4 protein-coding genes are annotated in these 14,455 nt (G+C 76.1%); all 4 read left to right on the plus strand.

What is annotated here, in order from left to right:
* Window positions 1-7: 7 nt before the first annotated feature.
* The 4 genes from K4G22_RS29865 to thiO are packed head-to-tail and all read left to right on the plus strand — an operon-like array spanning window position 8 to window position 14,375.
* On the plus strand, window positions 8-10,609 hold the full coding sequence (locus tag K4G22_RS29865; protein ID WP_228083587.1) for a type I polyketide synthase: 10,602 nt from the start codon (window positions 8-10) through the stop codon (window positions 10,607-10,609).
* Window positions 10,606-11,169 (plus strand): FcoT family thioesterase, encoded by a 564-nt coding sequence (locus K4G22_RS29870; RefSeq protein WP_228083588.1) that lies wholly within the window; start codon window positions 10,606-10,608, stop codon window positions 11,167-11,169. Before K4G22_RS29865 ends, K4G22_RS29870 begins: the two co-directional genes overlap by 4 nt.
* A 27-nt stretch (window positions 11,170-11,196) precedes the next feature.
* Window positions 11,197-13,290 (plus strand): type I polyketide synthase, encoded by a 2,094-nt coding sequence (locus K4G22_RS29880; protein WP_265590256.1) that lies wholly within the window; start codon window positions 11,197-11,199, stop codon window positions 13,288-13,290.
* On the plus strand, window positions 13,287-14,375 hold the full coding sequence (gene thiO / locus K4G22_RS29885) for a glycine oxidase ThiO (RefSeq protein WP_228083589.1): 1,089 nt from the start codon (window positions 13,287-13,289) through the stop codon (window positions 14,373-14,375). Before K4G22_RS29880 ends, thiO begins: the two co-directional genes overlap by 4 nt.
* The last annotated feature ends 80 nt before the right edge of the window (window positions 14,376-14,455 follow it).

Here is a 14,455-nt window from a genome sequence, read left to right on the forward strand (position 1 = left end):
ACCGCAGATGACCGAGCAGTCCAGGGCAGCGATGCTGGAACTGGTGCTGGCGCAGGCCACCGCCGTGCTGCGCGCCACCGACCCCGAAGCGTACGAGGACGGTTCCCCCGTCGAGGCCGACCGCCCGTTCCTGGCGGCCGGTCTCGACTCGCTGGGCCTGGTGCAACTGCACCGGCGGCTCACCGCCGAGCTGGGCGTGGAGCTGCCCGTCACCGTCGGCTTCGACCATCCGACGCCGGCCGCCCTCGCCCGCCACCTCGCGGGCGAGCCGGGCGAGCCGGCCGAACTGGGCGCGCCGTCCGTGGAGTTGGCGGACGGGGCCTCCGACGAGGCGCGGGGGCCCGGGAGTCGGACGGAGCCCATCGCCATCGTCGGCATCGGCTGCCGCTTCCCCGGCGGGGTGACCTCGCCCGAGGACCTGTGGCGGCTGCTGGCCGACGGCACCCACACCATCGGCGACTTCCCCACCGACCGCGGCTGGGACCTGGACCGCCTGCACGGTCCTGACCCGGGGGCGCCCGGCACCAGCTCCGTGCGGCGCGGCGGATTCCTGCCGGACGCCGCCGACTTCGACGCCGACTTCTTCGGGATCAGTCCCAAGGAGGCCCTGGCCATGGACCCGCAGCAGCGGGTGCTGCTGGAGACCTGCTGGGAGGCGCTGGAACGCGCCGGCATCGACCCCGACCGGCTGCGCGGCACCTCGTCGGGCGTCTTCATCGGCGTCGAACCACACGAGTACGGGCCCCGCACCCACGAGGCGCCCGACGGCATCGACGGCTATCTGATGGCCGGCAACCTGCCCAGCGTCGTCTCGGGCCGGGTCGCCTACACCCTCGGCCTTGAGGGCCCCACGCTCACCGTCGACACCGCCTGCTCGGGCTCGCTCACCGCCCTCCATCTGGCGGTGCGCGCGCTGCGCGGCGGCGAGTGCGGCCTCGCGCTGGCCGGCGGCGTCACCGTCATCTCCAGCCCCGGCACCTTCACCACCTTCAGCCGCCAGGGCGGACTCGCCCCCGACGGGCGGATCAAGGCGTTCGCCGCCGGCGCCGACGGCACCAGCTTCGCCGAAGGCGCCGGCGTGTTCGTGCTGGCCCGCCTCGCCGACGCGCAGCGCGACGGGCACCCGGTGCTCGCCGTGATCCGGGGCACCGCCATCAACCAGGACGGCGCGTCCAACGGGCTGACCGCCCCCAACGGTCTCGCCCAACAGCGCGTCATCCGGCGGGCGTTGGCCGATGCCCGGCTCACGCCGACCGATGTCGACGCCGTCGAGGCGCATGGCACGGGCACCACGCTCGGCGACCCGGTCGAGGGCGGCGCGCTCGTCGCCGCCTACGGCGAAGGGCGCTCGCCCGAGACGCCGCTCTGGCTCGGCTCGGTGAAGTCCAACATCGGACACACCGGCGCGGCGGCCGGCGCCGCCGGCGTCATCAAGATGGTGCAGGCCCTGCGCCACTCGACCCTGCCGCGCACCCTGCACGTCGACGCGCCGACCCCCCATGTCGACTGGTCCGCCGGCACCGTCAGGCTCCTCACCGAGCCGAGGGAATGGTCCCCGAACGGGCACCCGCGCCGCGCCGGGATCTCCTCCTTCGGCGCCAGCGGCACCAACGCGCACGTCGTCATCGAGGAGCCCCCGGCCGAGGCCAGGAGAACCCCCGAACCCGAAGGCCGGGAGCGGCCGTTGCCCCTGGTGCTCTCCGCCCAGGGGCGGGACGCGCTCCGCGCCAGGGCGAGCCGCCTGCTGGCCACCGTCGACACCGCCGCGCCGCTCGACCTCGCCTACACCGCCGCCACCGGGCGCGCCGCGCTGCGCGAGCGGGCCACCGTCGTCGCCGCCGACCGCGCCGAGCTGCGGCGGGCGCTGACCGCCCTCGCCCTCGGCGAGGACGCCCCCGGGCTGCGCACCGCAACCGCGCGCGCCACCGGCCGCACCGCGTTCCTCTTCACCGGGCAGGGCAGCCAACGCCCCGGCATGGGCCGTGAACTGGCCCGCGCCTTCCCGGTGTTCGCCCAGGCGCTCCAGCTGGCCGCCGACCATCTCGACCCCCACCTCGACGTGCCGCTCGGCGAGGTGCTCTTCGCCGAACCCGGCAGCCCCGAAGCCGCCCTGCTCGACCTGACCCGCTATGCCCAGGCCGCGCTCTTCGCCGTGGAGACCGCGCTCTTCCGGCTCCTGGAGTCCTGGGGCGTCACCCCGGCGCTGCTCGCCGGCCACTCCGTCGGCGAGATCGCCGCCGCGCACGCCGCCGGCGTCCTCACCCTCGCCGACGCCGCGCTGCTGGTCGGCGCGCGGGGCACGCTGATGCAGGAGCTGCCGGCCGGCGGCGCGATGGTCGCCGTCCAGGCCACCGAGGACGAGATCGCCGAGCACCTCTCCGCCGAGGTGGCGCTCGCCGCCGTCAACGGCCCCAGGGCGGTCGTCCTGACCGGCGCGGCCGACGCGGTGGACGCCGTCGCCGCCCGCTTCGCCGAACAGGGGCGCAGGACCCGCGCGTTGAGCGTGTCGCACGCCTTCCACTCACCGCTGATGGACCCGATGCTCGACGCGTTCCGCCAGGTCGCCGAGACCCTCGACCACGCCCCGCCGCGCATCCCCGTGGTGTCCAACCTGACCGGCGGCGCCGTCGAGTCCTTCGACGCCGACCACTGGGTGCGGCATGTCCGCGAACCCGTGCGGTTCGCCGACGGCGTGCGCTGGCTGGCCGCCCAGGGCACCACCGCCTACCTCGAACTCGGCCCCGACGCCGTGCTGTCCGCGATGGCCCGCGACACCCTCTCCGACGACGAGCCGGAGGGCTCCGGCATCGCGTTCGCGGCGCTGCTGCGCGAAGGGCACGGCGAGGAACGCCAGTTGGTCACCGCCCTCGGCGTCGCCCACGCGCACGGGGTGCCCGTCGCCTGGGACCGGTTCTTCGCCGGGCGCGGCGCCCGCCGGATCGAGCTGCCCACCTATCCGTTCCAGCGCCGGCGCTACTGGCTGGACGGCGGGTCGAGCCGGCCCGACGGCCTCGCGCATCCGCTGCTGGACACCGCCGTCAGCCTCGCCGGCGCCGACGGGCTGGTGCTGACCGGCCGGCTCTCCGTCCGCGCCCAGCCCTGGATCGCCGACCATGTGATCGCCGGAACGGTGCTGCTGCCCGGCACCGCCCTCGTCGAGCTCGCCATCCGCGCCGGCGACGAGGCGGGGCACGGGGTGCTCGACGAGCTCACCCTGGAGACGCCGCTCGCCCTCGCCCCGGAAGGCGAGGCCGAACTCCAGGTCGTCGTCGGCGCGTTGGACGCCGCCGGCCGCCGCCCCGTGGAGATCCACTCCCGCGCCGCACGCGGCGGGCAGCCCTGGACCCGGCACGCCGGCGGCGTCCTCGCCGAACACGCGGAACACGCGGAATGCGCCGAAGGGGCCACCGAGGGCGCCGAAGCCCAGGAGCCGTTCACCGACTGGCCGCCGCCCGGCGCCGAACCGCTGGACGTCGAAGGTCTCTACGCCCGCCAGGCCGCACAGGGCTACGGCTACGGGCCCGCGTTCCGCCGGGTCCGCGCCGCCTGGCGCCGGGGCGACGAGGTGTTCGCCGAACTCGCCCTGGACGAGGGGGCGGCCGACCGCTTCGGGCTCCATCCGGCGCTGCTGGACGCCTCGTTGCACGCCTTCGACGAGCCCACGGACGACGGCGGGGTCCGGCTCCCCTTCGCCTGGCTCGGCGTCGAACTGCACGCCACCGGAGCGACCGAGGTCCGCGCCCATGTGGTGCGGACAGGCCCCGACACGGTCTCCGTCCGGCTGGCCGACCCCGGCGGGGCGCCCGTCGCCACCGTCCGCTCCCTGGTGCAGCGGCCGTTGGGCGCGAACGCGGTGCCGGCGCCCGGCGCGCCCGCCGGCGCTCTGCTGCGCGTCGAGTGGACCGCGCCCCGCACCCCGCCGCGCGCCGACCTCCCCGGGGACCCGATCCCCCTGGCGCACCTGCCTCTGACCTTCCCCGGCAGCCCGCCCGAGGCCGCGCTGGCCGCCACCCGACACGTCCTTGACCTGCTGCGGGGCGCGCTGCGCGCGGACAGCGGGCTGGCGATCGTCACCCGCGGGGCGACCGGCGACCCGGTGCTCGCGCCCACCTGGGCGTTGGTGCGCGCCGCGCAGGCCGAACACCCGGGCCGCTTCGTCCTCGTCGACACCGACCGCGACGTGCCGGAGGGCGAACTCCGCGCCGCGCTCGCCACCGGCGAACCACAACTGGCCCTGCGCGACGGTACGGTGACGGTCCCTCGGCTGGTCAGGGCGCCGAAGCCCGACGAGCCAGGGCCGGCCCCCTGGGACCCGGACGGCACGGTGCTGATCACCGGCGGCACCGGCGGCCTCGGCGCGCTCGTCGCCCGCCACCTGGTGACCCGGCACGGCGTGCGCAGGCCGCTGCTCACCAGCCGAAGCGGCCCGAACGCGCCAGGCGCCGCCGAACTGGCGGCGGAGCTGGCCGCTTCGGGCGCCGAGCCCACCGTCGCCGCCTGCGACATCGCCGACCGCGACGCCCTCGCCGCGCTGCTGGCGGCCATCCCCGCCGCGCATCCGCTGACCGCCGTGGTGCACGCCGCCGGCGTCATCGACGACGGGCTCATCGAGACACTCACCCCCGCCCAGCTCGACGCCGTCTTCCACGGCAAGGCGGCCGGCGCCTGGCAGTTGCACGAGCTGACCAGCGAACTGCCCCTGGCCGCCTTTGTGTTGTTCTCCTCGGCCGCCAGCACCCTGGAGTCGGCTGGCCAGGGCAACTACGCGGCGGCCAACGCCTTCCTCGACGCGCTCGCCGAACACCGCGCCGCCCAGGGCCTGCCGGCGACCTCGCTGGCCTGGAACCTGTGGGCCGGCGACGCCGGCATGGGGGCCCGCCTCGACGAGGTGACGCTCCGCCGCGCCGAACGCTCCGGACTGCCCGCCCTCAGCGCCCAGGACAACCTCGCCCTCCTCGACCAGGCCCTCGCCACCGAAACGCCCGTGCTGGTGCCGCTGGGCCTGGACCCGGTCGCGCTCCGCGCCCGCCCCGAAGGGGTGCCGCCGCTGCTGCGCGGCCTGGTCCGCGCCCGCGCCCGCCGGCAGGCCGCGGCCACCACGCCGGCCGGCGCCGACGGCGGGCTCGCCGCCCGCCTCGCCGGGAAGCCCGAGGCCGAACGCGCCCGCACCGTCCTGGACCTGGTCCGCGCCAGGATCGCCACCGTCCTCGGCCACGACCAGGCCACCGCGATCGATCCCGACCGCGCGTTCACCGAGCTGGGCTTCGACTCCCTCGCCGCCGTCGAACTGCGCAACGCGCTCAGCTCGGCCACCGGACTCCGGCTCACCTCCACCCTGATCTTCGACCATCCGACGCCCCGGGCCCTCGCCGCCCATGTCCTCGCCAAGGCCGGCGACCAGCCCGAGCCGACCGCCGCGAGAACCAGGACGGCGGCCCGGGCGACGACCGACGAACCCATCGCCATCGTCGCGATGGCCTGCCGCTACCCCGGCGGGGTGAGCTCCCCCGAGGACCTGTGGCGGCTGGTCGCCGAGGGCACCGACGCGATCGGCCCGTTCCCCGAGGACCGGGGCTGGCACACCGAGGAGATCTACGACCCCGAACCCGGCCGGCAGGGCCGCACCTACACCCGCGACGGCGGGTTCCTCCACGACGCCGCCGCGTTCGACCCCGCCTTCTTCGGCATCAGCCCGCTGGAGGCCCAGGCGATGGACCCCCAGCAGCGCCTCCTCCTCGAAGTCGCCTGGGAGGCCGTCGAACGCGGCGGGATCGACCCGACCTCGCTGAAGGGCAGCCCCACCGGCGTCTTCGCCGGCGTGATGTACCACGACTGGGCGCCGCGCTCGGGCACCGTCTCCGAGGACCTCGCCGGCTTCACCGCCGCCGGCACCCTCGGCAGCGTCGCCTCGGGCCGCATCGCCTACACCCTCGGCCTCGAAGGTCCGGCGATCACCCTCGACACCGCCTGCTCCTCCTCCCTGGTCGCGCTGCACTGGGCGATGCGGTCCCTGCGCCAGGGCGAGTGCTCCCTGGCGCTGGCTGGCGGCGTCACCGTGATGGCCACCCCGGAGACCTTCGTCGGCATGAGCCTGCAACGCGGCCTCGCCGCCGACGGCCGCTGCAAGGCGTACGGGGCCTCGGCCGACGGCACCGGCTGGGCCGAGGGCGCCGGGCTGCTGTTGCTGGAACGCCTCTCCGACGCGCGCCGCGCCGGCCATCCGGTGCTCGCCGTGGTGCGCGGCTCGGCCGTCAACCAGGACGGCGCGTCCAACGGGATGGCCGCCCCCAACGGGCCCGCCCAACAGCGCGTCATCCGGCAGGCGTTGGCCCAGGCCGGGCTCACCACCGCCGACGTCGACGCCGTCGAGGGCCATGGCACCGGCACCACCCTCGGCGACCCGATCGAGGCCCAGGCGCTGATGGCCACCTACGGTCAGGACCGGGCGGACGGCGACCCGCTGTGGCTCGGCTCGATCAAGTCCAACCTCGGGCACACCCAGGCAGCCGCCGGCGTCGCCGGCGTGATCAAGATGGTGCAGGCCCTGCGGCACGGCGTGCTCCCCGCCACCCTGCACGCCGCCACGCCGTCCCCGCACATCGACTGGACCGAGGGCGCCGTCGAGCTCCTCACCGAGCCGAGGGACTGGTCCCCGAACGGTCACCCGCGCCGCGCCGGGGTCTCCTCGTTCGGCGTCAGCGGCACCAACGCCCATGTGATCGTCGAGGAGGCCCCGCCCGCGGGCCCCCGTGAACCACGGGGCGCCCGGCCGCCGATCCTGCCGCTGACCGTCTCGGCCGCCACCCCCGAGGCGCTGCGCGCCCAGGCCACGCTCCTCGCCACCCAGCTGCGCGACCACGACGAGCCGGACGAACTCGATGTCGCCGCCTCCCTCGCCGGCGGGCGCGCCGCGCTGGAACACCGCGCCGTGATCGTCGACGCCGACCGCGCCGGGCTGCTCGCCGGGCTCGACGCGCTGGCCGCGGGCGCCACCCCGGGCAACGTGGTGCGCGGCGCGCGGCGTGGCGACCCCAGGGCCGTCCTCCTCTTCCCGGGGCAGGGCTCCCAGTGGGCCGGCATGGGCCTCGAACTGCTGGACCACTCGCCGGCGTTCGCCACCCGGATCGGCGAGTGCGCCAAGGCCCTGGAACCGTATGTCTCCTGGGACCTCGTCGAGGTGCTGCGCGCCGCCCCCGGCGCGCCGCCGCTGGACGCCGTCGACGTGGTGCAGCCCGTGCTCTGGGCCGTGCTGGTCTCGCTGGCCGAGACCTGGCGCGCAGCCGGCGTCGAACCGGCCGCCGTCGTCGGCCACTCGCAGGGCGAGATCGCCGCCGCCTGCGTCGCCGGCGCCCTGTCCCTGGAGGACGGCGCCCGCGTCGTCGCACTGCGCAGCCGCGTCATCCGGCAGGACCTCGCCGGGCGCGGCGCCATGCTGTCCGTCGCGCTCTCAGCCGACGCCGTCACCCCACACCTCGACGCGTTCGGCCTCCAACTGGCCGTCGTCAACGGCCCCTCCTCCGTCGTGGTGTGCGGCGACCCGGCGGCCGTCGACGCCCTGCGGGCCCGCCTGGAAGGCGACGGCGTCCAGGCCCGCCGCATCCCCGTGGACTACGCCTCCCACTCGGTCTTCGTCGAGGAGATACGCGAACGGCTCCTGGCCGAGCTGGGCGAGCTGACGCCCCGCACCGCGACCGTCCCCTTCTACTCCACCGTCACCGCCGGGCCGCTGGACACCGCCGGCCTGGACGCCGGCTACTGGTACGCCAACCTGCGGCAGCCCGTCAGATTCGAGGAGACCAGCAGGGCGCTGCTCGCCGACGGGTTCGAGATCTTCATCGAGGCCAGCCCGCACCCCGGGCTGCTCGCCGGGCTCGGCGAGACCGCCGAGTCCGCCGGGGTCGCCGCCCAGCTGGTCGCCACCCTGCGCCGCGACGCGGGCGGCCCCCGCCAGTTCCTCACCGCGCTCGCCGAGGCGTGGGTGCGGGGCGCCGGCGTCGACTGGGCCGGGGTCTTCGAAGGAGCCGGCGCCCGCCGCGTCGACCTGCCGACCTACCCGTTCCAGCGCCGCCGCTACTGGCTGGACGTCACCGAACGCGCCGGTGACGCGGTGGACTTCGGCCAGCTGCCGACGGACCACCCGCTGCTCGGCTCGGCCGTGCCTCTCGCCGGCGCCGGCGGCGTGCTGCTCACCGGCCGGCTGTCGCTGGCCGCCCAGCGCTGGCTCGCCGACCACCGCGTCGACGGCGCCGCGCTCTTCCCCGGCAGCGGCTTCGTGGAGCTGGCCGTCCGCGCGGGCGACGAGGTCGGCCGGGGCCGGGTCACCGAGCTCACACTTGAGGCGCCGCTCGTCCTCCCCGAACGCGGCGGCGTCGCCATCCAGGCCGTGGTGGACGCCGAGCTGACCGGCGTCTCGATCCACTCAAGGCCGGAGGGTGCCGCGCCCGACATCCCCTGGACCCGGCACGCCCACGGCACCATCGGCGACGCGGGACCCGACCCGGTGCCGTCCCCCACGCCCTGGCCCCCCGCCGACGCCCACCCCGTGGACCTCACCGGCCTCTACACGCCGTCAGCCGAGCAACGCCTGCGCTACGGGCCGGCCTTCCAGGGGCTGCGCGCCGCCTGGCGGTCCGCCGACTCCGTCCACGCCGAGATCGCGCTGCCCGAGCCGGTCGCCGCCGACGCCGCCGCGTTCGGCCTGCACCCGGCCGCGCTCGACGCCGCGCTACACGCCACCGCCCTGCTGGCCACCGACCCCGAACGGGTCACCCTCCCGTTCGCCTGGACGGGGATCGACCTGCACGCCTCGGGCTCCGCCGAGCTCCGGCTGACGATGACCCGCCTCGGCGAGGACGCGTACACGCTGCGCCTCACCGATCCCGCCGGCCGGCCCGTCGCCACCGTCGACTCCCTCGTCCTGCGGCCGGTCGACGAGGGCCAGCCCCCCGTTTCCGGCAGTGACGACCTGTTCGAACTGGTCTGGACCCCGGCGAGCCCGCAGGGCCCCGCCCGCCCCGCCGTGACGCACCGCCCCCCGGCCGGCACCACAGCGGAGGCGGTGCACGCCACGACCGCCTCCGTGCTGGCCCGGCTGGCCGACTGGCTGACCGAGGGGCCCGACGACGACACCACGCTCGCCGTCGTCACCAGGGGCGCCGTCTCCGTCGCCGGCGAGGACGTCGTCGACCTGGCCGGCGCCGCCGTCTGGGGGCTGGTCCGCAGCGCCCAGACGGAACACCCGGGACGTGTCGTGCTGATCGACCTCGATCCCGCCGACGACGACCCCGCCGAACCCGATCTCGGCCCGGCCCTCGCCACCGGCGAACCCCAGCTCGCGCTCCGCGCCGGCGTCCCGCACCGCCCGCGCCTCGTCCGGGCCGCCGACGCCGGCGGCAGCCCCGCCACCGTCTTCGGGGAGCGGCCCGGCACCGTGCTGATCACCGGCGGCACCGGCACCCTGGGCGCGCTGGTCGCCCGCCATCTCGTCACCGCGCACGGCGTCACCGATCTGCTGCTCACCAGCCGTCGTGGCCCCCAGGCGCCGGGAGCCGCCGAACTGGCCGCCGAACTCACGGCGCTGGGCGCCCGCGTCGAGGTGGTCGCCTGCGACGCCGCCGACCGCGCCGCGCTGGCCGCCACCCTCGCCGGCCGCACCCTCGCCGGCGTCGTGCACACCGCGGGCGTCCTCGACGACGCGACCATCACCTCGCTCACCCAGGGGCGGCTGGCCACCGTGCTGCGGCCCAAGGTCGACGCGGCGCTGAACCTGCACCAGCTCACCGCGGACCAGGACCTCTCCGCCTTCGTGCTGTTCTCCTCGGCCGCCGGCGTCACCGGCGGTGCGGGCCAGGGCAACTACGCCGCCGCCAACACCTTCCTCGACGGCCTCGCCGCGCACCGCCGCGCCCACGGGCTCGCCGCCCAGTCCCTCGCCTGGGGCCTATGGGCCGAGGCCAGCGGCATGACGGGCGCGCTCGCCGCCGCCGACATCGCCGGCATGCGGCGCGACGGAGTGCTGCCCATCGCCTCCGCCGAGGGCCTGGCGCTGCTGGACGCGGCCGGCGCCAGCGACCGCGCGTTCCTCGCCCCGATCCGGCTCGACCTGACCGGACAGCGCCGCGCGGACGTGCCCTATCCGCTGCGCGATCTGGTGCGAGGGCCCGCCCGCCGCGCCGCCGACCAGGCCACCGCCACCCAGGAACCCGCCGAGAGCCTCGGCGAACGGCTCGCCGGGCTCTCGCCGGCCCGCCGCGAGGCCGCCCTGCTCGACATCGTCCGCACCCAGGCCGCCGCCACCCTCGGCTTCGCCGGCGCCGACGAGGTCGACGCCGAACGGTCGTTCCGCGACATGGGCTTCGACTCGCTCGCCGCCGTCCGCTTCCGCAACGCCCTCAGCGAGACCGTCGGCGAACGCCTGCCGGCCACCCTCGTCTTCGACCACCCCACGGCGCTCGCCCTCGCCCGCCACCTGCTGGACGAACTGGCGGCCGAAGAGCCCGAGCCCGCCCAGGAGACGGCCGACGACGGGGCGGACCGCGCCGCCGAGATCCAGGGCATGAGCCTGGCCGAACTCCTCCGCACCGCGCAACGATCGGGAGAACCCACATGACCCAGCTGCTCGACGACACCGGAGAACGCGTCCACACCACCGACGAGGAACTGCTGCACCGGGTGCTGACCCCCTACCGGGCCAAGCGGTGCGAGTACCTCACCTCGGCCACGGTCACCGCCAAGGGCGACCCACGCGACGGCGGACGTCTCGGCGCCGCCTGCACGTTCCTGATCCCCGAGTCCTGCTATATCGACGACACCGGGCACTTCAACTCCGTCGAGTTCAACATCTGCTTCAACCAGATGGCCTACTACCTGATGGCCAAGTCCGTGAAGGAGTCGCTCGTCGCGCCCTTCTCCCACTGGACGCTCGACCAGTTCTGGACCAGGCAGCTCGCCGACGTGTTCATCACCGACTTCCGCAGCAGCTTCCGCAGCGCCATGCGGGGCCGCCACTTCCGGGGCGAGATCGAGATCGTCGACATCGCCGAGTGGGACGGCAACGACCTGCGCGACCCCCTGATCATCCTGCGGACCCTGTGCCGCTACTGGGACGAGCACGGCGGCGAGAGCACCGGGGAGATCGCCGCCGCCATCACCAACCCGCCGACGAACTGACCACCGGGCGCAGCGGAGGAAGCGACGATGAGCAACACGGAAAGGTCAGGCCAGCCCGAGGACGTCCAGCGGGTCGACATCGACCACATCTACCGCCGGCTCGCCGATCGCGGCCTGCGCTACGGCCCCGCCTTCCGGGGCCTGCGCGCCGTCTGGTCGCACGGCGACGAGGTCTACGCCGAGGCCGAGCTGGACGGCCAGCGCGGCGGCGACGGCGAATACCACCTGCACCCGGCGCTCTTCGACGCGGCGCTCCAGTCCGCGCTGGTCCCGGGCCTGGACAGCGAGAGCAGCACCTTCCTGCCCTTCGCGCTGCGCGGGGTGCGCCTGCACCGGGCCGGCGCCCGCGCCGTCAACGTCCACACCGTGCCGGGCGACGACGGGGTCGTCTCCCTCGCCCTCACCGGCCAGGACGGCGACCCCGTCGCCACCGTCGCCAGCCTGGTCCGCCGGCCCGTCACCGCCGACCAGCTCGACGCCGCCGTCCGCCGCACCCAGCTGCTGCGCGTCCGCTGGAAGCCCGTCGAACAGCCGGCGGCCGGCGCCGACCAGCGGCGCTGGGCGTTCCTCGGCACCGACCACATCGGCCTGACCGGCGCGCTGAAGGCCATGCCCCGGCCCTTCGACTCCTTCCCCTCGCTGCGCGCCCTCGACGCCGCGCTCCGCGCCAAGGCCCCCGTGCCCGACGTGTTCGTCGTGTCCTGCACGGATCAGGACTCGGCCGCCCAGGCGGTGGCCCAACGCGCCCTGATGCTGGTGCAGGAGTGGCTCGCCGACGACCGCCTCGCCACGGCCCGGCTCGTCCTGGTCTCCAGCGGCGCCGTCGCCACCCGCGCCGACGACCCCCTCTCCGACGTGTCGGGCGCCGCCGTCTGGGGCCTGCTCCGCAGCGCCCAGGCCGAACACCCGGGCCGCTTCGTCCTGGTCGACATCGACGACCCCGAGGACGCCGAACGCTCCCTCGCCGCAGCCGTGGCCAGCGGCGAGCCCCAACTCGCCGTGCGACGGGGTGCGTTGCTCCGGCCGCGGCTGGCCCGCAGCCAGCCGCCGGCCAAACGCCCCGCGCTCACCGGCACCGTCCTGCTCACCGGCGGCACCGGCGCCCTCGGCCGGCTGGTCGCCCGGCACCTGGTCACCGCGCATGACGTCGAGCACCTGGTGCTGCTCAGCCGGCGCGGCCCCCAAGCCCCTGGCGCCACCGAACTCAGCGCCGAACTCACCGCGTCGGGCGCCCGGGTCTCCCTCGTCGCCTGCGACGTGGCGGACCGGACCGCCCTGGAGAGGGCCCTCGCCGACCTCCCCGCGCCGTCCGCCGTCATCCACGCCGCCGGCACGCTCGCCGACGCGGCCGTGGAGACGTTGACGCCCGGCCGGCTGGACAAGGTGCTCCGCCCCAAGGTCGACGCCGCGCTCCATCTGCACGAGCTGATCTCCGACCCCGCTTGCGCGTTCGTCGTGTTCTCCTCGGTGGCCGGGCTGATCGGCAACCAGGGGCAGGCCAACTACGCGGCGGCCAACGCCGTGTTGGACGCGCTCGCGCACCACCGCCGCACCCTCGGGCTGCACGGGGTCTCCCTGGCCTGGGGCCTGTGGGAGGGCGACGACGGCATGGGCGCCGCGCTCTCCGCCTCCGACCTCGCCCGCATCGGCCGCTCAGGACTCGCGCCGCTCGCCCCCGAGCAGGGCCTGGCACTCCTCGACGCCGCGTTCGCCACCGACGAGGCGCTCCTCGCCCCCGTCCGGCTGAACGAGGCCCGTCTCACCGGCGAGGTGCCGCCGGTGCTGGCCGAGCTGGCGCCGGCCCGCCCGGGACCGCCCACCGCGACCGACACGCTGCGCGGCCGGCTCGCCGAACTGCCCGAGGCCGAACACGAGGCGGCCGTCCTGGAGTTCGTCCGCACCGCGGTCGCCGCCGTGCTCGGCTTCGACGGACCGGAAGACGTCGTCCCCGACCGGGAGTTCGGCTCGGTCGGCCTGGACTCCATCGGCAACCTCGAACTCAGCCGCCGGCTCTCCGCCGGCGTCGGCAGCCGGCTCCCCGCCACCCTCGCGTTCGACCATCCGACGCCCGCCGGGCTCGCCGCCCATCTGCGCCGACTCGTCAGGGAGAGTGCACGATGAACACCGTCGTCGTGGGTGCGGGCGTCATCGGCCTGGCCACCGCCTGGGAGGCGCTCCGCCGGGGGCTCACCGTCACGGTGCTCGACCCGGCCCCGGCCAGCAAGGCGTCCCACGTCTCCGCCGGCATGCTGCCGGCCGTCAACGAACAGCTCTACGACCAGCCGGAGTTACTGCGTCTCTGCCTGGACTCCCGAGCCCGCTACCCGTCCTTCGTCGCCGCGTTGGAGGAGTTCGCCCCCGCCGGCTTCCGGCGCGACGGGGTGCTCGACGCCGCCTTCGACGAGGAGGGGCTGCGCGCCCTCGCGCGGCAGCGGGCGTTCCAGGAGGCCCACGGCATCCGCACCGAACGCCTCTCGCCCGAGGACTGCGCCAAGCTGCAACCCGCGTTCGCCCCCACCGTCGGCGGCCTCTTCTCGCCGGACGAGGGCGCCGTCGACCCCCGGGCCCTCACCTCGGCGCTGCTCACCGCCGTTGAGGCGCTGGGCGGCACCGTGCTCCACCGGGCCGTGGCCCGGGTCGACGACCACGCCGTCGTCCTCGACGACACCAGCCGAGTCCCCTTCGACCGGCTGGTGTTGGCCGCCGGCTGCTGGACCCACCGGATCGCCGGGCTGCCCGCCGGCGCGGTGCCCGAGATCCGCCCGGTCAAGGGCGAGATCCTGCGCCTGCACTCCGACCCGCCGCTCCTCGACGTCACCGCCCGCGCCCTCGTCCGGGGCTCCTCCCTCTATCTGGTGCCCCGCCTCGACGGGGAGCTCGTCGTCGGCGCCACCTACCAGGAGCGCGGCTACGACGAGACCGTCACCGCCGACGCCACGCGGAGCCTGCTGACCCGGGCCGCCGAGGTCATCCCCGGCGTCGGGGCCCTCCGCTTCGCCGAGGTCAGCGCCGGGCTGCGGCCCGGCTCGCCCGACGACCTGCCGCTCATCGGGCCCACCGCCGTGCCCGACGTGTATCTGGCCGCCGGCCACTTCCGGATGGGCGTCCAACTGGCCCCCGTCACCGCCGCGGCCGTCGTCGCCCACCTCACCGACACCGCCCCGCCCGAGGCGGCGGCGCCCTTCACCCCCCGCCGCCTGGCCTGACCCACCGACCCGCCGCCCCGCCCCGGCCCCGAGCCGGGACGGGGCGGCGCCGTCTGTGCCGCCCACCTGGCCGTGCCGGC

The organism is Streptomyces profundus (assembly GCF_020740535.1).
Lineage (GTDB): Bacteria > Actinomycetota > Actinomycetes > Streptomycetales > Streptomycetaceae > Streptomyces > Streptomyces profundus.

Bases quoted from the DNA above. Each gene is read 5' to 3' on its own strand.
- K4G22_RS29865 (WP_228083587.1), top strand. From the start codon at position 8: ATGACCGAGCAGTCCAGGGCAGCGATGCTGGAACTGGTGCTGGCGCAG.
- K4G22_RS29870 (WP_228083588.1), top strand. From the start codon at position 10,606: ATGACCCAGCTGCTCGACGACACCGGAGAACGCGTCCACACCACCGAC.
- K4G22_RS29880 (WP_265590256.1), top strand. From the start codon at position 11,197: ATGAGCAACACGGAAAGGTCAGGCCAGCCCGAGGACGTCCAGCGGGTC.
- thiO (WP_228083589.1), top strand. From the start codon at position 13,287: ATGAACACCGTCGTCGTGGGTGCGGGCGTCATCGGCCTGGCCACCGCC.